This is a genomic window from Bacillus sp. K7 (assembly GCF_053903245.1).
In genome coordinates this window covers 2,348,422-2,368,397 of sequence record NZ_CP096406.1, presented here as the reverse complement: position 1 = coordinate 2,368,397, position 19,976 = coordinate 2,348,422, and the positions used below count along the sequence as shown (strand labels likewise).

The window sequence follows — 19,976 nt, the reverse complement described above, 5'->3', positions numbered from 1 at the left end:
AAAAGTCGAAAAAACCTTTAAAATGAAAATTGGCACTCTTACTTGAGTGTCTTTTCTTTCTGTAAATAGAAAAAGGTGATGTTATGAGGAGAAATCAACCAAAAAAACAAAATCATAAAGAGAAAAAGAAGTCGCTTCCGATCCGGCTGAATATTTTATTCTTAGCTGCCTTCGTTATCTTTACCTGGATCATTGTGGAACTGGGCATCAAGCAGATCGTGCAAGGCGATGACTACAAAAATCAAGCCAATAAGCAGGAACAAAGTGAAGTCAGCTCGGCGGTGCCGCGCGGGAAAATTTATGATCGCAACTTTAATGCCATCGTGACAAATAAGGCTTTAAATGCAATCACATACACCAGATCTAAATCAACCTCGCAAGAGCAGCGGTTAAAGATCGCAAAAAAGCTGTCCGAGATGATTAAAGTCGATACGAAAAAAGTAACAGAACGGGATAAGAAGGATTATTGGATTTTGACTAGGCCAAATGAAGCCAAAAAGCTGATTACCTCTAAAGAAAGACAGCAGGCAGAAGACAAAAAATTATCCGATGACGATTTATATCAGCTTCAGCTGAAACGGATTACCGATAAGCAGATGAATGACCTGACGGATAAAGACATGCAGATCCTCGCCATCAAAAGACAGATGGATTCAGGATACGCATTGACTCCTCAATATATCAAAAATGAAGATGTGTCAGCGAAGGAAATGGCAGTGGTGAGTGAACATTTAGACGAACTGCCGGGTGTGGATGTCACGTCCGATTGGGAACGTGAATATCCGTATAAAAATCTTCTTCGCTCAGTGCTCGGAAGTGTTTCCAGCTCTGATGAAGGCTTGCCGTCCAACTTGCTCGACCATTACCTGTCGCTTGGCTACAGCCGAAATGACAGAGTCGGGAAAAGCTATTTGGAATACCAATACGAAAGCCTTCTGCAAGGACAAAAAGCTAAAGTCGAAAACATCACAGATGCAAACGGCAATGTCACGGGAACAAAAACCGTTTCTGAAGGCAAAGCCGGTAAGGATCTCGTGCTTACAATTGATATTGATTTGCAAAAATCCGTTGAAAAAATCATTGAGAATAATTTAAAATCAGCTAAAACAAGAGCAAGCACTCAATTGTTAGACCGCGCTTTCGTTGTCATGATGGATCCAAGAAACGGTGAAGTGCTGACAATGGCGGGCAAGCAGATTAAACAAGAAAATGGAACATACAAGTTTGATGATTATGCTTTGGGAAATATGACTTCATCCTATGCCATGGGGTCAGCTGTTAAAGGTGCAACCGTACTAACGGGTCTTCAAACCGGCGCGATTAACTTAAATACGGTTTTTCAAGATGAGCCGTTATATATCGGTCAAGATAAAAATGGCAAAAAATCATGGAAGAATTTAGGTTCGGTTAATATTCAAAGAGCGTTAGAGCAGTCTTCCAACGTATTTATGTTTAAAACTGCGATCGCAATCGGTAAAGGCGAGTATAAACCGCATCAAGCTTTACCAATAGATACTGCGGCCTTTGATACATTCCGTAATCACTTTAGCCAATTTGGATTGGGTGTCAAAACGGGAATTGATCTTCCGAATGAAATGACGGGCTATAAAGGAACAAACAGACTAACAGGATTCTTGCTTGACTATGCGATCGGCCAGTATGATACGTATACACCGCTGGAACTGGCGCAATACGTATCAACGATTGCAAACGGCGGCTATCGCTTGAAGCCTCAGCTTGTAAAAGAAGTCAGGGAACCCAATGCTGAAAAAGGGATTGGGGCAGTTGTCCAATCTGTTCAGCCTGAAGTGCTGAATAAAATTGACATGAAAAGCGAGTACATTAAAGAGGTACAAGCTGGGTTCAGACGAGTGATGACAAAAGGGACAGCAGCCAGCCAATTTGCTTCAGCATCCTATCAGCCTGCCGGCAAAACAGGAACAGCGCAGTCCTTCTATGATGGGCCTGATAAATCAAAAACAGGTACTGGGACTTATAATACGACACTTGTCGCTTATGCCCCGGCTGATAATCCAGAAATAGCGATCTCTGTCGTAGTGCCTTGGGCTTATATAGATTATGGCGCTAAATATACCATTACAAATGATATCGGCAGAGAAGTATTGGATAAATATTTTGAGCTGAAGTCGAAGCAGGACAAAGAAGATACTCAGCAAAAGAATAAAGACAAAATTGAAGAAAACGCAACGTCTTCTAATCACTAAAAGGAACGCTCACATTCTGTGGGCGTTTTTTTTATACAAAAAAACGCATTGATTTACAAAACCTTAACATTCAATACAAACCCTTTTTACACAGAACCTTTACTCTATACGTGTAGGACAAATTACACATTATACGCAGGGGGAATTCAGGAAATGAAAAAAAACAAATGGGTGCTTATGCTTCTGATGGCTGCTTTTATGATGATCGCAGCTGCATGCGGAAATGCAGGAGAAAGTGAAAAATCAAATAGCGATTCTTCAAAAGGAGAAGAAAAGGCATCAGGATCTTTAACCATTTCTGGTTCATCGGCTATGCAGCCATTAGTACTCGCTGCCGCAGAAAAGTTTATGGAAGAAAACCCTGATGCAGATATACAAGTACAAGCTGGCGGTTCTGGAACAGGGCTTTCTCAAGTTTCTGAAGGAGCTGTTCAGATCGGAAATTCAGACGTTTTTGCTGAAGAAAAAGAAGGAATCGATGCAAAAGCGCTTGTCGATCATCAAGTCGCAGTAGTTGGTATGGCAGCAGCTGTACACCCTGATGCTGGTGTGAAAGACATTTCAAAGGATGAATTGAAAAAAATCTTCACTGGCAAAATCAAAAACTGGAAAGAGCTTGGCGGCAAAGACCAAAAGATCACACTTGTAAACCGTCCTGATTCTTCTGGTACACGTGCTACATTTGTGAAATATGCGCTTGACGGAGAAGAGCCTGCAGAAGGCATTACTGAAGATTCATCTAACACAGTGAAAAAAATCATTGCTGATACTCCTGGAGCGATTGGGTATCTTGCATTCTCATATTTAACAGATGACAAAGTCACAGCACTATCTATTGACGGCGTAAAACCTGAAGCGAAAAATGTTGCGGCTGGCGAGTATCCGATCTGGGCTTACCAGCATTCTTACACAAAAGGTGAAGCGACAGATTTGGCTAAAGAATTTCTTGATTATTTAAAGAGTGAAGACATTCAAAAAAGCATTGTTACTGACCAAGGGTACATCCCGGTTACTGATATGAAAGTGACACGCGATGCCGAAGGGAAGCAAAGCTGATCTTAATAAAAAGAGGAGTGCGGTGACAGCCGTTTCTCCTCTTAACACATTCATAGGAGTGTAAAACAATGATAAACAATAGAGAAAATATGTCTGTGAGCGAGCGTTTAATCAGCTCAAGGCAAAATCGGCAATTGGATGAAGTTCGGGGAAGAATGATTGTGACAGCTTGTGCGCTTATTATGATTGCGGCATCTGTTGCGATCACCATTTTCCTCGGCGTTAAGGGGCTGCAATCTTTTCTGGTAAATGGTGTAAGCCCAATTGAATTCTTAACGAGCCTAAATTGGAACCCTACAGATACGGATCCGAAATATGGAGTGCTGCCATTTATTTTTGGATCATTTGCAGTAACGATTCTTTCTGCACTCATTGCTGCGCCGCTCGGCATTGCAGGTGCGATTTTTATGACGGAAATTGCGCCGAATTGGGGAAAGAAAGTGCTCCAGCCGGTGATTGAGCTTTTAGTCGGCATTCCATCTGTTGTTTATGGATTCATAGGTCTTACAGTGTTAGTGCCGTTTATCGCTCAGTTCAAATCGAGCGGAACAGGGCACAGTTTATTGGCGGGAACGATTGTCCTTTCGATTATGATTCTGCCGACCATCACATCGATCTCAGCTGATGCGATGGCTTCTCTTCCAAAGAGTTTAAGAGAAGGTTCTTACGCGCTTGGTGCGACAAGATGGCAGACGATCAGAAAAGTACTTGTGCCCGCAGCTTTTCCGACATTAATGACGGCTGTTGTGCTTGGTATGGCACGGGCATTCGGAGAAGCTTTGGCTGTTCAGATGGTCATTGGAAATACAAGAGTATTGCCGGAAAGCCTGTTTGACACTGCAGGAACACTGACAACGATCATCACGTTAAATATGGGCCATACCACGTACGGCAGCGTTGAAAACAATACGCTGTGGTCAATGGGGCTGGTGCTTCTGGCGATGTCATTCTTGTTCATCCTGCTTATTCGCTACTTGTCATCTAGGAGGAAAGTGTAATGAACCGCAAAATAACAGATAAACTGGCTACCGGAATGTTTGGTTTGTGCGCAGCCATTATCACAGCCATTCTAGCAGGCTTGTTTTCCTATATTATTATAAACGGTGTTTCCCAGATCAGCTTTGACTTTATTACGACAAAATCAAGCGCCATAGCAGCTGGAGGAGGAATACGCGACCAGCTGTTTAACTCCTTTTATATTTTGTTTATCACGATGCTGATTACAATCCCGCTCGGTGTGGGCGGCGGAGTGTTCATGGCTGAGTACGCGCCTAATAACAAGGTGACTGATTTTATCAGAACATGTATAGAGGTGCTTTCATCACTTCCGTCAATTGTGATTGGGATGTTTGGATTACTGATGTTTGTTAACTTAACAGGCTGGGGATATACGATCATAGGCGGGGCGCTTGCGTTAACTGTTTTTAACCTTCCTGTCATGGTGCGAGTGACAGAAGACGCAATTCGTTCAGTCCCTAAAGATCTGAAGGAAGCCTCTCTCGCTTTAGGTGTATCACGTTGGCATACCATAAAAACGGTTTTAATTCCGAGTGCAATCCCTTCTATCATTACAGGAGCGATTTTAGCGTCAGGAAGGGTATTCGGAGAAGCTGCGGCATTATTATTTACAGCCGGTCTGACAACACCGCGCCTTAATTTTACAGAATGGAACCCGTTTTCTGAAACATCGCCATTTAATATTTTCAGGCCCGCTGAAACACTTGCCGTTCACATTTGGAACGTAAATACGCAAGGAATCATTCCGGATGCTGAAGCGATTGCCAACGGAGGTTCTGCGGTGCTGGTCATTTCTGTTCTTGTGTTTAATCTCTCAGCGAGATGGCTTGGCACGATGATCTACAAAAAGCTTACGGCAAATTAGAACGGAAAGAGGCGAAAAACATGTCTGAACAAATGGTAAAAGAAAAGCCTGAACGTGCTGTTTTCGTTCCAAAACAGAACCACGTGATCGAAGTGAAAGATCTGTCTATTTTTTACGGAACGAAACAAGCGGTTCACCATGTGAATATGGATATTGAAAAGAATGCGGTCACCGCTTTGATTGGGCCGTCAGGATGCGGAAAGTCTACTTTTTTGAGAAACATTAACCGAATGAATGACTTAATTCCTTCGGCAAGAGCTGAAGGCGAAATCCTTTATGAAGGATTAAATATACTGGGTGGCAATATTAACGTTGTCAGCTTAAGAAGAGAAATCGGAATGGTTTTTCAAAAACCGAATCCTTTTCCGAAATCGATCTATGCGAATATCACACACGCATTGAAATATGCCGGAGAGCGGAATAAAGCTGTTCTAGATGAGATTGTGGAAGAAAGCTTAACAAAAGCAGCGCTCTGGGATGAGGTGAAGGATCGTTTGCATTCGTCTGCACTCTCATTATCAGGAGGCCAGCAGCAGCGTTTATGTATCGCGAGAACGCTTGCGATGAAGCCGGCTGTTCTTCTGCTGGATGAACCAGCTTCAGCGCTAGATCCGATTTCAAATGCAAAAATAGAAGAATTAATAACACAACTGAAAAGGGAATACTCAATTATTATTGTCACGCACAATATGCAGCAGGCGCTGCGGGTTTCTGACCGGACAGCATTCTTTTTAAACGGAGAGCTTGTCGAATACGGACAGACTGAGCAGATTTTTACTAGTCCGAAGCAGCAAAAGACAGAGGATTATATTAACGGGAAATTCGGATAGGAGGGCGGCAATGAGTATTGCTACCAAAGCTGTAATGAAACAGGAAGTCTATCAAGTCAATGGAATGGACTTATGGTATGGACAGCATCATGCCTTGAAAAATATCAATTTGAGCATTTATGAAAACGAGGTCACGGCGATTATCGGGCCGTCAGGATGCGGGAAATCGACCTTCATTAAAACATTGAATTTGATGATTCAGATGACGCCGAATGTAAAGCTTGCAGGGGAGCTTCATTATAATGGCACCAATATTTTAAAGGATAAAGTGGATATCGTCGATTTACGAAAAAATATCGGCATGGTATTCCAAAAAGGAAACCCGTTTCCGCAATCGATCTTTGATAATGTCGCTTACGGACCGAGAGTCCACGGCACTAAAAATAAAAAGAAGCTTCAAGACATTGTGGAAAAGTCATTAAAAGATGTGGCGTTATGGGATGAGGTGAAGGATCGTTTGCATTCATCTGCACTCTCGTTATCAGGAGGCCAGCAGCAGCGTCTTTGTATCGCCAGAGCGCTTGCGACAAATCCTGATATTTTGCTGATGGATGAACCGACATCTGCATTAGATCCAATTTCAACAAGAAAGATTGAAGAACTCATTCTTGAGCTGAAACATCAATATACCATTGTCATCGTTACGCATAACATGCAGCAGGCAGCAAGGGTTTCTGATCAAACAGCTTTTTTCTATATGGGTGAGCTTGTTGAATGTGACAATACCAATCAAATGTTTTCTAATCCGCAGGATCAAAGAACTTTTGATTACATCACAGGGAAGTTTGGATAAAAAAAACAGGCTGACAGTCAGCCTGTTTTTTATCGTGTTAACGTTTTTACGATCTTTTTGAAACTCATGTCTGATTTCACTTTAAATTCGCCTGCGCGAATTTCTTTGTGATACCCGGCATCAATGACATAGTCGTTAAAATCTTGAGCCGAGGAGATAATGCCTTCTTTTTCAAGAATAGCAGATACATCAGCGGTGCTCATGCCGTCTTTAATGTTGAGCTTGTACGTTTTTACTTTGTTTGTTTTCGTGTCTGGGCTGCTGTCGTCGTTCAAGGATTTCTCTTTTGAATCAAGAAGTTTTTGATATTCATCACGGTTAACAGAAACCATTTTTTTAGAATCAAGGTAATTGTTCACGTCTTGTTCGGTTACTGTTTTATGTTCTTTTACAGCGGCCGCCTGGTCTTCGTCTGTCAGATAAAAAACAGCTGCAAGAACGGCTGTCGCTAAAATAATGCCGCCAGCAAATGCCTGAATGCCCCGTTTTGTCATACGAGCACCTTCTCGTTATCTTTGATAATCGTATTGACGTCTTCCACTGATACATGTTCAGCTTTAGCGATCGCCTCAGCGGACATGCCGTTATTATATTTTGAAAGTATTTGTTTAGCGATCTTTTGATTGATATCGCTATGCTTTGATTTGCGGATGACAAGGTTTGTTTCCAGCAATTCTTCCTCAAGCACTGTCATTTTCTTTTTGAGCTTGTAAATTTCCTGCATCGCAGAAAGCTGCAGTGTTTCGAGCTCTTGCTCTACATCTTTCATCGGATCTCTTTGAGAATATGAGAATGCAATTAGCGCTATACTGACGATAAACAACGCAATAATAGCAATTTCCACGTTTCATCACCTTCTATTCTTTTTTTATCCTTCTTTTTTATACCATAAAACCAATCGTTTCTAAAGGTATTCGCAAAAAAAACGAGATTTTGTCGACAAATCTTTCTTTGCTTCCACTCTATGTAATGGTTTAATAGGAACACCGAGTGAACGAGAGGAAAGGAGAATGTCAGCAGTCCATGGATAAATACCCATTTCCCTATAATATACGACATAAGCTTTCTTTTTTTAGGGACACATTCGACATGACCATTCAAAACGCTCATACCTTGACTGTAAGCTGGGCACTCTCAGAAGAAACAATGCAGCTGGCTGAAGCTGTGCTTTTCGAAAGTCCGCAGGATATGATAATAGAATTGCGCATCGTTCTCAAAAGGAAAGATATCGAAGCTGTCAGAACAATACGCACAGCGTATCATAAAGGGAAGTGGACGCTTGGACAGGCGGCTGGTGATGCTGTTTATCGGGCTGAGTATAGAATCGTTAACTCAATGAATGTCTCTCTCAAACTCGCCGATACAGGGGACATCTATCTTGCGGAAAATGGAGTTAGTAACCTGAACAGCTTTCAGACTCAGAATGCGGATATCAGGTGGGAGAAGCAATTTTCTGCTTATACCTGTTATGGGAAAGGGGAAGAAGAACAATGAACGTTCTCATGCTGGCTCTCGAACATCCTCAAGAGCCGAAAAGCGGGATTGGTGTCCATTTAAACCGACTCATCTCCTATTTAAAACCGTATATCAACATAACCGTTTGCACGCCAAAAAGGCAGATGTTTTCATATGCGCAGTTTGAAGATTTCATAGCTGATGCGAATTTTACAATGATTCAACATGTGTTATCCTGCAATGAACGTGTCGACTTGATTCATGCCCATGACGACATGACAGCCCCTGCCGCACATGATTTGAAACAACGGCTCGGCCTCCCTCTTGCAGTGACGATCCACGGTCTAGAAAGCGAAAGAAAAAAGGTGTGCCAAGAAGCGCCGCATCCATACAGACTGCAGACCGAACGTCTCCTGATAGAAGCTGCTGATGAACTGATTGTATTGAGCTCTTTTATGAAACGCTCGCTTGATAATGTAACTCGTAAAAAAATAACCGTTATTCCAAGCCCTGCATCTATGGAGGAGGAAAAGGGAGAAATTCAGCGAAGCATGATGAAAGGAAGGTTTTTATTTTCATTTGGCAGGTTTGTTCCAGAAAAAGGATTTGCTCAGCTGTTAAAGGTGTTTGCTCTCCTAAGGCGGCGTCAGCCTGACCTTCATTTGGTGCTGGCTGGGGAGGGGCCGTCTCGCTCCTCCTGTGAAAAATTGGCTTCAGCATTGAACTTGGCGGAACGTGTCCTATTCTTGCCTGTTCTGCACAGAAGAGACATCAGATTGTTTCTGTCTCACTGTGAAATGGCTGTTTTCCCTAGTGTTTATGAGCCGTTTGGACTTGCCGCACAGGAAAGCATGGAACAAGGTGTGCTGACTGCCGTTTCTCCGTCGGGCGGTTTTTGTGACTTTGCCCTTCACGGCAAAACGGCATACACCATTGATTTCACGCGCACGCAGGAAGCGGCTGACCTGCTGGACAGGTTATTAAAAGACCGGGAAAGAGCCCGCCGGATCAAAGAAGCAGGCAGAGAACAAGTACTCAAACAACACCATCCCCGGCTCCTTATGACATCATATTTACAGCTTTATGAGCGTATCATGAATAATTCAGTAATTCATTGAAAAACAGCCTAGCATTCCGTCCATTATAGTGGTATTATATATAAGTCTGAATAAGTAAATGATTTTAGTTTGGAGGGAAAATAATGCGCGTTAATATTACTTTGGCTTGCACTGAATGTGGTGAGCGTAACTATATTTCTAAAAAGAACAAACGCAACAATCCAGACCGCGTTGAATTTAAAAAATATTGCCCACGTGATAAAAAATCTACGTTACACCGTGAAACAAAATAACAGCCTAGCTGTTTGAGGTGTGAGAAAAAAGCCAGAGCTTTGAAAAAGGTTCTGGCTTTTTTTCTATTCCGAGGGGGATGAGAGATGAAATCACAATTAAGGAAAAAGACGATAGAGGCACTATCTGCTGTATCAAGTGAAGAACTTATTCAAAAAACAGCACGTATGTACAAGCATTTGTTTTCACTGCCGGAGTGGCAAAATGCCAGCACCATTGCCGTCACCATCTCCAGAGAGCTGGAAATACCGACGCGTCCAGTCATTGAGCAGGCTTGGAAAGAAGGAAAACAAGTTTGTATTCCAAAATGCGACCCTGGTACGAAAAAAATGCAATTCCGCACATATCAGACCGATGATCAGCTCGAAACCGTTTACGCCGGACTTCTTGAGCCGATGATTGAAAAAACAAAAGCAGTGAAACCATCACAAATTGACTTGATAATCGTTCCAGGTGTTTGTTTCGATACTGACGGGTTTAGGATCGGCTTTGGCGGCGGCTATTATGACCGTTTTTTAAGCGATTATAAAGGGAAGACAGTCTCTTTGCTCTTGAAGTGCCAGCTGTTTGCGCATGTTCCCCGTCAACCGCATGACATCCCGGTACATAAGCTGATAACAGAAGATCAGATCATTTCTTGTTTTTCATAACTTTCCTGCTCCTTATTCAAGAATAAATAAGAAAGAATGACAAACCCTATTGGCAGGAGGGATATGATGAAAAAACTTATGATTTATGCCATTTTCGCTGTTTCAGCTGTCATGTTTTATCAAAACCGCTATCGTCTTATGAATACCGTACTAAGCCAGCCGAGAATCAGGCGGTCTTTTATCCATTTCTTTTTAAGAATTCCGTTTATCCGCAATAAATTTATCCAGCAAGCTTTCTGAAATCCCGTGAAAAACGGGATTTTTTGCTTTCAGTAGGCGTTCGGAGCCGCCAGCTGTTATAATGAAAAAAAACCATTGGAGCGGTACACATGTATTTACTGGAGTATACATATTGGAAAATCGCGGCGCACTTTGTGAAAAACGGGTATGGCGTCATACAAGCCGGTGAGTCAGATGAAATATGGCTGGAAGCACCGGACAAGTCCTCTTATGATCTGGTTCGCCTTTATAAACATGATATTGATTTTCGTGAGGAAATGGCGAGGGACATAGAAGAGCAGGCTGAACGAGTAGAACGAATCAGAACGTCAGTGGGCAAACGTCGGATGAAGCTGCTGAATGTATTTTTTTCAGCGGAAGCCCCTGTCGATGACTGGGAAGAGATCGCCGAAAAGCCTTTTGAGATGGGGCCTGTATCAGTTGAGCCGGCGATCGTGAGGGGAACCATGCTTCGTGATGATCTTCAAGCTGTTTTTCCATCATATCGAGCAGAAGAATATACAGAAGCCCGCGCTTCGTTCGAAGACGCGCAAATGGCGAGAGAGCGTTTTCTTTCGCTGATTCTGAAACAAGAAGAACAAAGAAAAAATGAAGCAGCGGTGTTTCAAAACGGAAAACCGTTCTTTACTTATTTATTCATCGCGCTTCAAGTCTTGATGTTTTTCTTGCTTGAAATAAAGGGAGGCAGCACAAATACAGAGACGCTTGTCGCTTTTGGAGCAAAAGAAAACAGCCTGATTGCAGCTGGTGAATGGTGGCGGCTCTTGACGCCGATTGTGCTTCACATCGGCATTGTGCATTTAGCGTTTAATACGCTGGCTTTATGGTCGGTCGGCACAGCGGTTGAGCGGATGTACGGATCGGGCAGATTTCTCCTGATTTATCTGGCGGCAGGCATTACGGGTTCGATCGCAAGCTTTGTGTTCAGCCCGTATCCTTCAGCTGGCGCTTCAGGAGCCATATTCGGATGCTTAGGAGCACTGCTGTATGTAGCTTTGTCAAATCGGAAAATGTTTTTTAGAACCATTGGAACCAATATTATTGTCATTATTATCATCAATTTGGGCTTTGGTTTTGCGGTTTCTCATATTGACAATTCGGGGCATATCGGCGGCTTGATTGGCGGCTTTTTCGCAGCTGCCGCATTAGGATTGCCCAAAGCCGGAGCATTGGGAAGAAGACTATTGTCAGCGGTTTTCTTGGTTGCTCTGGCGGCTGGTTTTTTATATTACGGATTGCATTCGCCTTCTCATCAGGAGTCAGCGCTGATTCAGCAGGCAAACGAGCTGTATCAGGAAGGGAAGTATAAAGAAGTAACAGAATTGCTGAATGGAGAAGCGGAACAAAAAGATGCCTCGGCCGATTTATTGAAAATTCTCGCTGTTTCTGACATTCATATCGGCGAATATGATCAGGCCATTTCCCTGTTGGAAAGAGCAGTGAAAAAAGAACCTAAAGACCATGCCTCTTATTACTACTTAGCCTTGCTGTATGCGGAAAAAAATGAGCTTGGTCAAGCGGAAAAGGCTATCGAGTCGGCTATAAAACTGAAGCCGAAGGAGCAGCGCTACAAAGAGATGCAGCAGCATATTGAGAACAATAAAGTATCATAAGGAATGGCATATATGCCAAAGAGGGAGGCTGGCTCATTGTCAGCGTTTTCTTCTTGACTGGCTTATCTATATGAATACGCTTATGATAGGTAAGAATGGTGAGGAAAAATGAATACATTTTATGATGTGCAGCAGCTGTTAAAAACGTTTGGCCACATTGTTTATTTTGGAGACAGAGAGCTTGAAATAGAGTTTATGCTGGATGAATTAAAGGAATTATACATGAACCACATGATTGAGAAGGAGCAGTGGGCCAAAGCGGCATCTGTCCTTCGAAAAGAATTGGAACAAGCAAAACAGAAAAGATTTATGTAAAGGCTAAGGTGATAAAAATGGACGAGATATGGTTTGCAGGCATTGATCTGGGAGGAACAACAATTAAACTAGCTTTGATTAACCAATATGGTGAAATACAGCATAAGTGGGAAGTCCCGACTGATAAAACCGGTGACACCATTACTGTTACTATTGCAAAAACAATCGACAGCAAGCTGGATGAGCTGCAAAAGCCGAAACATATCATCAAATACATCGGAATGGGCGCACCAGGTCCTGTAGATATGGCGGCAGGAGTCGTTTATGAAACGGTAAATCTCGGATGGAAAAATTACGCTTTAAAGAACCACCTGGAGACAGAGACCGGTATTCCGGCTGTGATAGAAAATGATGCGAATATTGCCGCGCTCGGGGAAATGTGGAAGGGAGCGGGTGACGGCGCAAAAGACGTCATTCTCGTGACGCTTGGCACAGGAGTTGGCGGCGGCATCATTGTAAATGGTGAAATTGTACATGGCATAAATGGCGCAGGCGGGGAAATCGGTCATATTTGCAGCATTCCTGAAGGCGGAGCGCCTTGCAACTGCGGGAAAACGGGCTGTATCGAAACGATAGCGTCGGCAACCGGGATTGTAAGAATTGCAAAAGAGAAAATAGCAAATGCTAAAAAGACGACACGTTTACAAGCTACTGAACACTTGTCAGCGCGAGATGTATTTGAAGCGGCGGGTGAACATGACGAAATTGCCCTTGAAGTCGTTGAGTATGTAGCCAAGCACCTTGGTTTGGTGCTTGGAAATTTGGCAAGCTCGCTTAATCCATCAAAAATCGTTCTTGGCGGCGGTGTTTCGAGAGCCGGTGAAATGCTGAGGTCAAAAGTCGAGAAAACATTCCGCAAATGTGCGTTTCCACGGGCAGCCGAAGCGGCTGATATTTCTATTGCCACACTTGGGAATGATGCCGGCGTCATCGGCGGGGCTTGGATCGCTAAAAACGAATGGCTGAAACACCAAAATTGTTAAACTTGTGTAAATGAAATTGATTTTTTGTTATGCTCAGGTTAAGATTTAATTTGATGTGTTAATGAGAATGTTAGGAATAGACTGATTTTTGAGCGTGCTGCATAGGAGGTTGAAATGCGAAAAACGTTTTTTTCGAAGATTTCATTTATGCTGATTGCCATTTTATTGATGTGGCTGAAAACGTATGCTGTTTACAAAACCAGTTTTCATATTAAAATCGACAATCTAACGCAGGAATTTATTCTGTTTATCAATCCATTAAGCTTTTTACTGCTCATTTTTGGCTTCAGCCTGTTTTTAAAAGGTAAAATCAGAAATCGTTACATTATTGCGATGAGCTGTCTTGTCACATTTGTATTGCTGGCGAATATGGTTTTTTACCGTTTTTACAATGATTTCTTAACGATCCCTGTTCTTTTTCAAACGAGCAATATGGGTGATCTCGGAAGCAGCATCGGAACACTTCTAGAGCCGACAGACCTCCTATTGGCGGTAGATATTGCAGTTTTAATATGGCTTCACTCCCGGCAAAAAGCTTTTCGATCGGACATTCCCTCCACGAAAAATGAACGTGCGGCATATTTTCTGTTTGTTGCTTCTGTTTATTTCTTCAATTTGGGCTTGTCTGAAGCGGAAAGACCTCAGCTGTTGACACGTTCATTTGACAGGGAAATGCTTGTTAAAAACATCAGTTTGTTTAACTTTCATGTTTACGACGGTGTTCTTCAATCCAAGCAGTCGGCCCAAAGAGCCTTAGCTGACAGCAACAGCCTCACGGAAATTGAAAACTATGTAACCGCTAATGCGAAAGATGCCAACAAAAGCTTATTCGGCGCTGCAAAAGGAAGGAACGTCATTCTTGTATCCTTAGAATCAACGCAAAGTTTTGTGGTTAATGAAAAGGTGAATGGGCAAGAAATTACCCCTTTTCTGAATGACTTTATCAAACAGAGCTACAACTTTAGTAATGTTTACCACCAAACCGGCCAAGGGAAAACATCGGATTCTGAATTTATCGTGGATAATTCACTGTATCCGCTTGGACGAGGCGCCGTGTTTTTTACAAATGCAGGCAACGAATACAGGGCCGCGCCTGAGATTTTGAAAAACAGCGGTTACTATTCAGCTGTCCTTCACGCTAATAATAAAAGCTTTTGGAATCGGGATTTAATGTACGAATCGCTTGGATATGATTCGTTTTTAGATATCAACTCTTACGATGTGACTGACAAAAATTCAGTTGGCTGGGGACTGAAGGATAAAGAATTTTTTGAGCAGTCTTCAGAGCTGATGAAAAATCTGCCTCAGCCGTTTTATTCAAGGCTGATTACACTGACAAACCACTTCCCGTTTGATCTTGATGAAGAGGACAAATTGATTGATGAATATGATTCAAGCAGCAAGACGCTAAATAAATACTTCCCTACTGTACGTTATCAAGATGAGGCGCTGAAACGGTTTATCGATAAGCTGAAAGAAGACGGGTTATACGACAACTCTATTATTGTATTATACGGTGACCATTACGGAATATCGGAAAACCACAATGAAGCGATGGGGCAATTTTTAGGGAAAGAGATTACACCATTTGAAGAAGTGCAGCTCCAAAAGGTGCCGCTTGTCATTCATATTCCCGGCATTACCGATAAAAAGCCGCAAACCATTGAAACAGTGGGCGGGCAGATTGATATCAGGCCGACGCTGATGAACCTTTTGGGGATTGAAACGAAAGATCAAATTCAATTTGGCAACGATTTGCTTTCAGAGGAAAAACTGGACTTTACCGTACTCCGAGACGGGAGCTTTATCACGGATCAGGTTGTATACACTGACGGTGTTTGTTATGACAAAGAGACCGGTAAGCCGCTAAAAGAGGCAAAACAGTGTGAAGCATTTGCTGATAAAGCGAAACAGGAGCTATCACTTTCTGATGAAATCATCTATGGGGATTTGTTGCGATTTTACGATCAGAAAAGGCTGGACAATTCGTCAAAACGTAAAGAAAAACAAATGCTTGATCAGGCATCGTAATTACAATGTCTCCCCCATCAAAGTGGCGGGAGGCTTTCTTTTTTTTAAAATGCTGTCATATAGTAACAAAAAAGGGGGATGATGATGGCGTTTATTACGGTGAAACCTGAGATCAAGCACAATTTGGCCAGAGTGGCGAGAGAGCTGAAGATAGACGAGGAACTGCTGAAAAGTGCAAATCGTTCCGCACAGAAGCACCAATTATATTGTCCTGGTTATATGATTCAAGAAAATCACGATAAGGAACTTCAAACCATTCAGGAGATCAAGAACTTTTTACAGCCTCGGCAGCTTGATCTTTCTGATAACTGGATCAAACAAGAAAAAATCTATGATGGTGCAGCGGTTGAAAAGGAAGTAAAGAAGATCATTCATGTGTTTCCTTTTGTTTCATGCAGGGAAATCGGCCGTTCTGTACTTGGCAGACCAATCTGGGAGCTGAAGGCTGGCGGGGAGCATGCGGAAAAAAAGGTTCATATGAACGCCTCATTTCATGCGAATGAATGGATCACCACATCTGTCCTGCTGAAATGGTTTAAGGAATACTGCATGTCATTATGCTGCAACTCGCCTTTCTTTGGCTTTTCTCCTATGAAGCTGTTCAGCAGCACTTCTTTGTCTCTCGTTCCTCTTGTCAATCCGGATGGCGTTGATTTAGTCTTGAATGGATCAGAAGGCATGGGAACCAGAAAAGAGGAGCTCGAACGGCTAAATGGCCATCGCCCGAATTTTAATGAATGGAAGGCAAACATAAACGGAGTTGATTTAAATAAACAATTTCCGTCATTATGGGAAATTGAGAAACACCGCAAGCCGACAGCACCCAGCTACCGCGATTACCCGGGAACCACTCCGCTTACGGAACCGGAATCCACTGCGATGTACCGTCTGGTAACGGAGAATCCGCCTGACAGACTGCTGGCTCTCCATACTCAGGGAGAAGAAATTTATTGGGGTTACAAAGGCCTTGAGCCTGAAGAATCTGCTGCAGTCATAAAGGATTTTGAGAAGGTAAGCGGGAACATTTATAAAGGGATAAGGGATATAGACAGCTATGCGGGGTTTCGCGATTGGTTTATTCACCATTATTTTAAAGAAGGGTATACGGTGGAACTTGGAAAAGGTCAAAACCCTTTGCCGTTTCAGCAGTTTTCACATATTTATCACGCGACAAGCGGCATTTTGTGGAGGTCGCTATGTTTTCATGAATAACTGAAAACTTTTTCTTTTTTCTGCCGCAGCAAATATGCGACAATAAAGATGATCGGAGGGGAAGGCTGATGAGATCAGTTTGTTTCATGCTGCTGTCGGCTTTGCTGTTTAGTTTAATGGCATGCGAACCATCTCATCAGCAGCAAAAACAGGCATCGGCGGCAAAAGATGAGGAAAAAGATATTATTCCGCTTTCCGCGGAAAAAGCGGATGGAGCAGAGGGCTGGCTTACGAACAGCACAATTTTATATACCGCGTCCGATCCGACGAAAACAGAGCTTTTTTCGTACAGCATCTTTACCGGCAAAGAGAAAAAGCTTTATCGGACGGATGGACAAATCGTTGATGTTCAAATAAATTCAAGGAAGCAGATGATTCTTCTCCAAATTACGCACAGCCATAAGACAGCAGTGTTATTGCTTAATGCAAAAGGTGAGACGCTTTACCAAAAAGAATATGAAACATATGAGCTCGAGACTGCTTGGAATCAGTATGATCCATATCAAATGATGATTACGGTATTCTCTGAAAACTGGGACTTTCATACATATCAGGTGAATGCCAAAAAAGACGATTCTACCTTAAGCCCGGTACAGGTTCCGTTTATTCATTGGACATCCAAAAGCACATTTGATTATGTAAGAGAGGGAAGAGACGATAAGTCAGGGTCTTTATACTCGTTTGATACGGCCTCGAAAACGGAACAGAAGCTCGGGGATGACGTTCTTTTCTTTGATTCTTTTCATCAAATGAGTTTTACTGTCAAATCAGCTTCTGGACAAAAAGGGACGTATCATTTTACTACGCCGCAATCAAAATCGCCAGTTACAGTGGAATTGCCGCTTCAAACGAAATATACAAGTTTGGCTCCGATGGAATATGATTTTGATGAAACAAAAGACCTGTTTTATACGTTTAAAAGAAGCGGCGACGCATATAAGCTCGCAGCTGTCAATGTGTCATCAGGAAAGGCAAAAGATATGTTCTCTCTGCAGGAAATGGAGCCGATTCAAATTTCTCCGAATGGAAAATATGCGTTATACGGCTTTCATTTTGAGCAGATCATTTCATTAAAATCACATAAAATGAAGCAACTCATTATTGATCAAAAGGAGATGGAATAACAATGGCTATCGCAGATGTAACCATTATCCCAATCGGAACGGAAACACCTAGTGTGAGTGCTTACGTGGCCGATGTGCAAAAGATTTTAGAAGGATATCAAGCAAAAGGGAAAATCAAATATCAGCTGACACCGATGAATACGCTGATCGAGGGAGAACTTAGTGACCTTTTCACAGTCATTCAGGAAATTCACGAAGCCCCATTTCAAAAAGGGCTGCACAGAGTGGCGACAAACATCCGAATTGATGACAGGCGTGACAAAAAAACAACGCTTGAAAGCAAAATAGAAAGTGTCAATAAACATTTACAGCAATAAAAACAAACCTGTATCCGATTGGATACAGGTTTTAATGTGCTGTTGGATAGCCGCTGTTTATCACGGTCATCACGGTAAACCAACCAAAGACAAATAAGGTGGCTCCGGCCAATAAAAAACCAAGTATGTTTTTATTTTTAACAGAACGCAAGACTCCCCATAAAGCGAAAAGAGTGACAAGGCCGAAAATCACGACTAGTAACATTACGCAGCCCCCTTTTACATTGAAAAACCTGCAATTCTTTCCATTTTTATTCTACCTGTTTTTTATAGGTTTGTCGATAGCGTTTTCATTGCGATTGTTTGAATCTTTTTTCAAAAACCCTCATAATAGGAGCATAAAAAGAAAGAGGTGATGATAGTGAAATGGAGACGAATGCCAGTTGGGCCGATTCAAGCGAACGCATATTTTCTCATCAATGATGATCAATGCCTGATTTTTGATCCGGGCGGCGAAGGAAATAAAATCAATCAATACATAAAAGAAAAAGGGCTGACGCCTTTAGCCATTTTGCTTACACATGCCCATTTTGACCATATTGGGGCGCTTGATGAAGTGAGAGAAAAGTGGAATATTCCTGTATATCTGCATCAAAATGAGAAGAATTGGCTTACGGATGCCTCTTTAAACGGCTCCGGCATGCTGCGGGGAATAGAAGTCACAGCTAAACCTGCAGATCATTTCATTGAAGGGGACGGTGAGCTGAACATCGGGCCGTTTCATTTGGAAACATTATTTACACCGGGACACTCACCAGGCAGTGTTTCTTACTATGCGAAGGATGCTGACTTGGTGATCTCCGGAGATGTCCTGTTTCAAGGCGGGATAGGGCGTACGGATTTAATAGGAGGCGATCAAGAGACGCTGCTGACGTCCATTCATGAAAAACTGCTTACGCTGCCGGAGCACACGCTGGTGTTAAGCGGCCATGGCCCTGAAACAGACGTGCAGACTGAGCAGGATCAAAATCCGTTTTTAAATGGATTTTCATTGTAAAAAAGAGACAAACCGATAAGGTTTGTCTCTTTGCATTTAATGGCCTCCTCCGCCGGGCACCATAATAAAAATCGAGTAATATGTAAAGCCGGCAAAGAAAATCGTTAAATAAGCGCCAAAAATATAGATATACATGCGTTCAGTTAAGTTCAAATACGATAGAAATACAAATAAGATCGTCTGTCCAAAAAATAATAGGGAAGCATCTTTCATATCACCCAAATAAAACATGACTGCAAAAATTCCCGTCCAAAATCCTAACACCCGGAACATGCGATTCATTTTTATCCCCTCCCGAGAGTCCCTCTGACTGTTATTATAATAGAACACACCTAGAAATGTAAACATTTTCATTATTGTTATACAAATGGAATTTGTTCCTTTGATTGTGTTTTCTATTATATGAATGGTTTTTAAAAAATAATTCAAAAAAAAGTTCTTTTAATGGTTTAAAAAAAAATGATCCGGGTAGTTATTCTACAAAGAGATGGTTAACTGAGGAGGAAAAAGAAATGGAACAAATCATTTTTTACTCATATCCAAGCTGCACGTCATGCCGAAAAACAAAACATTGGCTTAAAGCACATCAAGTCGAATTTAATGAACGGCACTTATTCAGAGAAACACCGACAGTAGAAGAATTAAAGTACATTTTATCGTTAACGACAGAAGGTATTGATGAAATTTTAGCGACAAGAAGCCAGACCTTCAAAAATTTAAATCTAAACATCGAAGAGATGACCGTAAATGAGGTGCTGGAACTTTTAATCGAGAAGCCGAAGCTTTTGCGACGTCCGATTCTTGTAGACAACAAAAAGCTGGTGATCGGGTATAATCCGGGAGAACTGTTGAAGTTATCGAAGAAGAAAACGGTTCATCAATCTGCATGATGAAAAACCGAAGA

At 42.2% G+C, this 19,976-nt stretch carries 24 protein-coding genes; 20 read left to right on the top strand and 4 right to left on the bottom strand.

Features of this window, described 5'->3' with window-relative positions:
- The first annotated feature begins 83 nt into the window (after positions 1-83).
- The 6 genes from pbpA (at position 84) to pstB (M1D98_RS12090) (ending at position 6,786) form a co-directional block, all read left to right on the top strand.
- Complete coding sequence (pbpA, locus tag M1D98_RS12115; RefSeq protein WP_456279611.1) at positions 84-2,225, top strand: penicillin-binding protein 2A; 2,142 nt, start codon at positions 84-86, stop codon at positions 2,223-2,225.
- Positions 2,226-2,378: 153 nt separating this feature from the next.
- Positions 2,379-3,281: a phosphate ABC transporter substrate-binding protein gene (locus M1D98_RS12110; protein WP_121642913.1), complete on the top strand. Its 903-nt coding sequence runs from the start codon at positions 2,379-2,381 to the stop codon at positions 3,279-3,281.
- A gap of 68 nt (positions 3,282-3,349) precedes the next feature.
- Entirely contained in the window at positions 3,350-4,279 is a 930-nt protein-coding gene (pstC, locus tag M1D98_RS12105) for a phosphate ABC transporter permease subunit PstC (RefSeq protein ID WP_039074490.1), read from the top strand.
- Positions 4,279-5,163 (top strand): phosphate ABC transporter permease PstA, encoded by an 885-nt coding sequence (gene pstA / locus M1D98_RS12100; RefSeq protein WP_435576527.1) that lies wholly within the window; start codon positions 4,279-4,281, stop codon positions 5,161-5,163. The genes pstC and pstA overlap by 1 nt, the downstream gene beginning before the upstream one ends.
- A 20-nt stretch (positions 5,164-5,183) precedes the next feature.
- Positions 5,184-5,993, top strand: a complete 810-nt coding sequence (pstB, locus tag M1D98_RS12095; protein ID WP_121642911.1) for a phosphate ABC transporter ATP-binding protein PstB — start codon at positions 5,184-5,186, stop codon at positions 5,991-5,993.
- Positions 5,994-6,003: 10 nt separating this feature from the next.
- A complete protein-coding gene (gene pstB, locus M1D98_RS12090; protein WP_026014432.1) occupies positions 6,004-6,786 on the top strand; it encodes a phosphate ABC transporter ATP-binding protein PstB in 783 nt (260 codons plus the stop codon).
- A gap of 29 nt (positions 6,787-6,815) precedes the next feature.
- Here pstB (M1D98_RS12090) and M1D98_RS12085 read toward each other — a convergent pair whose 3' ends face one another.
- Both M1D98_RS12085 and M1D98_RS12080 read right to left on the bottom strand, forming a co-directional pair.
- Entirely contained in the window at positions 6,816-7,280 is a 465-nt protein-coding gene (locus tag M1D98_RS12085; RefSeq protein ID WP_121642910.1) for an MltG/YceG/YrrL family protein, read from the bottom strand.
- Entirely contained in the window at positions 7,277-7,630 is a 354-nt protein-coding gene (locus M1D98_RS12080; RefSeq protein ID WP_003226272.1) for a hypothetical protein, read from the bottom strand. Before M1D98_RS12080 ends, M1D98_RS12085 begins: the two co-directional genes overlap by 4 nt.
- Before the next feature lie 179 nt (positions 7,631-7,809).
- Between M1D98_RS12080 and M1D98_RS12075 the strand changes: the two genes are divergently transcribed.
- The 12 genes from M1D98_RS12075 (at position 7,810) to M1D98_RS12020 (ending at position 18,075) form a co-directional block, all read left to right on the top strand.
- Complete coding sequence (locus M1D98_RS12075) at positions 7,810-8,280, top strand: hypothetical protein (RefSeq protein ID WP_435576528.1); 471 nt, start codon at positions 7,810-7,812, stop codon at positions 8,278-8,280.
- On the top strand, positions 8,277-9,359 hold the full coding sequence (locus M1D98_RS12070; RefSeq protein ID WP_456279610.1) for a glycosyltransferase family 4 protein: 1,083 nt from the start codon (positions 8,277-8,279) through the stop codon (positions 9,357-9,359). The genes M1D98_RS12075 and M1D98_RS12070 overlap by 4 nt, the downstream gene beginning before the upstream one ends.
- Positions 9,360-9,442: 83 nt before the next feature.
- Positions 9,443-9,592 carry a 50S ribosomal protein L33 gene (gene rpmG, locus M1D98_RS12065; RefSeq protein WP_003153056.1) on the top strand — a complete coding sequence of 50 codons (150 nt, stop codon included), beginning with the start codon at positions 9,443-9,445 and terminating at the stop codon, positions 9,590-9,592.
- An 84-nt stretch (positions 9,593-9,676) separates the two neighbouring features.
- Entirely contained in the window at positions 9,677-10,240 is a 564-nt protein-coding gene (locus tag M1D98_RS12060) for a 5-formyltetrahydrofolate cyclo-ligase (protein WP_010328228.1), read from the top strand.
- A gap of 66 nt (positions 10,241-10,306) precedes the next feature.
- On the top strand, positions 10,307-10,480 hold the full coding sequence (locus M1D98_RS12055) for a hypothetical protein (protein ID WP_052245576.1): 174 nt from the start codon (positions 10,307-10,309) through the stop codon (positions 10,478-10,480).
- Between the two features lie 89 nt (positions 10,481-10,569).
- The gene (gene yqgP / locus M1D98_RS12050; protein WP_121642908.1) at positions 10,570-12,093 is read left to right on the top strand and encodes a rhomboid protease YqgP; all 1,524 of its coding nucleotides are present in this window, start codon (positions 10,570-10,572) and stop codon (positions 12,091-12,093) included.
- A gap of 108 nt (positions 12,094-12,201) precedes the next feature.
- Entirely contained in the window at positions 12,202-12,408 is a 207-nt protein-coding gene (locus tag M1D98_RS12045; protein WP_121642907.1) for a YqgQ family protein, read from the top strand.
- Between the two features lie 17 nt (positions 12,409-12,425).
- A complete protein-coding gene (gene glcK / locus M1D98_RS12040) occupies positions 12,426-13,391 on the top strand; it encodes a glucose kinase GlcK (RefSeq protein WP_121642906.1) in 966 nt (321 codons plus the stop codon).
- Between the two features lie 114 nt (positions 13,392-13,505).
- A complete protein-coding gene (locus tag M1D98_RS12035) occupies positions 13,506-15,422 on the top strand; it encodes an LTA synthase family protein (RefSeq protein ID WP_268559093.1) in 1,917 nt (638 codons plus the stop codon).
- Between the two features lie 81 nt (positions 15,423-15,503).
- Positions 15,504-16,634: a M14 family metallopeptidase gene (locus tag M1D98_RS12030; protein ID WP_100740127.1), complete on the top strand. Its 1,131-nt coding sequence runs from the start codon at positions 15,504-15,506 to the stop codon at positions 16,632-16,634.
- Positions 16,635-16,702: 68 nt separating this feature from the next.
- Entirely contained in the window at positions 16,703-17,758 is a 1,056-nt protein-coding gene (locus M1D98_RS12025) for a YqgU-like beta propeller domain-containing protein (RefSeq protein ID WP_435576529.1), read from the top strand.
- Between the two features lie 2 nt (positions 17,759-17,760).
- Positions 17,761-18,075, top strand: a complete 315-nt coding sequence (locus M1D98_RS12020) for an MTH1187 family thiamine-binding protein (RefSeq protein WP_010328236.1) — start codon at positions 17,761-17,763, stop codon at positions 18,073-18,075.
- Between the two features lie 31 nt (positions 18,076-18,106).
- Here the strand turns inward: M1D98_RS12020 and M1D98_RS12015 are convergent, their stop codons facing one another.
- Positions 18,107-18,280, bottom strand: a complete 174-nt coding sequence (locus M1D98_RS12015) for a DUF2759 domain-containing protein (RefSeq protein ID WP_010328237.1) — start codon at positions 18,278-18,280, stop codon at positions 18,107-18,109.
- A 156-nt stretch (positions 18,281-18,436) separates the two neighbouring features.
- Between M1D98_RS12015 and M1D98_RS12010 the strand changes: the two genes are divergently transcribed.
- Positions 18,437-19,072: an MBL fold metallo-hydrolase gene (locus M1D98_RS12010; protein ID WP_010328238.1), complete on the top strand. Its 636-nt coding sequence runs from the start codon at positions 18,437-18,439 to the stop codon at positions 19,070-19,072.
- Positions 19,073-19,108: 36 nt separating this feature from the next.
- Here M1D98_RS12010 and M1D98_RS12005 read toward each other — a convergent pair whose 3' ends face one another.
- Positions 19,109-19,354 (bottom strand): DUF2626 domain-containing protein, encoded by a 246-nt coding sequence (locus M1D98_RS12005; protein WP_003226300.1) that lies wholly within the window; start codon positions 19,352-19,354, stop codon positions 19,109-19,111.
- Between the two features lie 230 nt (positions 19,355-19,584).
- On the opposite strand from M1D98_RS12005, the gene mgsR reads away from it, so the two are divergent.
- Positions 19,585-19,962 (top strand): transcriptional regulator MgsR, encoded by a 378-nt coding sequence (mgsR, locus tag M1D98_RS12000; protein ID WP_010328239.1) that lies wholly within the window; start codon positions 19,585-19,587, stop codon positions 19,960-19,962.
- The last annotated feature ends 14 nt before the right edge of the window (positions 19,963-19,976 follow it).

What these genes read in the sequence shown, in the direction of transcription:
- pbpA (WP_456279611.1), top strand. Translation starts at nt 84, where the DNA reads ATGAGGAGAAATCAACCAAAAAAACAAAATCATAAAGAGAAAAAGAAG.
- M1D98_RS12110 (WP_121642913.1), top strand. Translation starts at nt 2,379, where the DNA reads ATGAAAAAAAACAAATGGGTGCTTATGCTTCTGATGGCTGCTTTTATG.
- pstC (WP_039074490.1), top strand. Translation starts at nt 3,350, where the DNA reads ATGATAAACAATAGAGAAAATATGTCTGTGAGCGAGCGTTTAATCAGC.
- pstA (WP_435576527.1), top strand. Translation starts at nt 4,279, where the DNA reads ATGAACCGCAAAATAACAGATAAACTGGCTACCGGAATGTTTGGTTTG.
- pstB (WP_121642911.1), top strand. Translation starts at nt 5,184, where the DNA reads ATGTCTGAACAAATGGTAAAAGAAAAGCCTGAACGTGCTGTTTTCGTT.
- pstB (WP_026014432.1), top strand. Translation starts at nt 6,004, where the DNA reads ATGAGTATTGCTACCAAAGCTGTAATGAAACAGGAAGTCTATCAAGTC.
- M1D98_RS12085 (WP_121642910.1), bottom strand. Translation starts at nt 7,280, where the DNA reads ATGACAAAACGGGGCATTCAGGCATTTGCTGGCGGCATTATTTTAGCG.
- M1D98_RS12075 (WP_435576528.1), top strand. Translation starts at nt 7,810, where the DNA reads ATGGATAAATACCCATTTCCCTATAATATACGACATAAGCTTTCTTTT.
- M1D98_RS12070 (WP_456279610.1), top strand. Translation starts at nt 8,277, where the DNA reads ATGAACGTTCTCATGCTGGCTCTCGAACATCCTCAAGAGCCGAAAAGC.
- rpmG (WP_003153056.1), top strand. Translation starts at nt 9,443, where the DNA reads ATGCGCGTTAATATTACTTTGGCTTGCACTGAATGTGGTGAGCGTAAC.
- M1D98_RS12060 (WP_010328228.1), top strand. Translation starts at nt 9,677, where the DNA reads ATGAAATCACAATTAAGGAAAAAGACGATAGAGGCACTATCTGCTGTA.
- M1D98_RS12055 (WP_052245576.1), top strand. Translation starts at nt 10,307, where the DNA reads ATGAAAAAACTTATGATTTATGCCATTTTCGCTGTTTCAGCTGTCATG.
- yqgP (WP_121642908.1), top strand. Translation starts at nt 10,570, where the DNA reads ATGTATTTACTGGAGTATACATATTGGAAAATCGCGGCGCACTTTGTG.
- M1D98_RS12045 (WP_121642907.1), top strand. Translation starts at nt 12,202, where the DNA reads ATGAATACATTTTATGATGTGCAGCAGCTGTTAAAAACGTTTGGCCAC.
- glcK (WP_121642906.1), top strand. Translation starts at nt 12,426, where the DNA reads ATGGACGAGATATGGTTTGCAGGCATTGATCTGGGAGGAACAACAATT.
- M1D98_RS12035 (WP_268559093.1), top strand. Translation starts at nt 13,506, where the DNA reads ATGCGAAAAACGTTTTTTTCGAAGATTTCATTTATGCTGATTGCCATT.
- M1D98_RS12030 (WP_100740127.1), top strand. Translation starts at nt 15,504, where the DNA reads ATGATGGCGTTTATTACGGTGAAACCTGAGATCAAGCACAATTTGGCC.
- M1D98_RS12025 (WP_435576529.1), top strand. Translation starts at nt 16,703, where the DNA reads ATGAGATCAGTTTGTTTCATGCTGCTGTCGGCTTTGCTGTTTAGTTTA.
- M1D98_RS12020 (WP_010328236.1), top strand. Translation starts at nt 17,761, where the DNA reads ATGGCTATCGCAGATGTAACCATTATCCCAATCGGAACGGAAACACCT.
- M1D98_RS12015 (WP_010328237.1), bottom strand. Translation starts at nt 18,280, where the DNA reads ATGTTACTAGTCGTGATTTTCGGCCTTGTCACTCTTTTCGCTTTATGG.
- M1D98_RS12005 (WP_003226300.1), bottom strand. Translation starts at nt 19,354, where the DNA reads ATGAATCGCATGTTCCGGGTGTTAGGATTTTGGACGGGAATTTTTGCA.
- mgsR (WP_010328239.1), top strand. Translation starts at nt 19,585, where the DNA reads ATGGAACAAATCATTTTTTACTCATATCCAAGCTGCACGTCATGCCGA.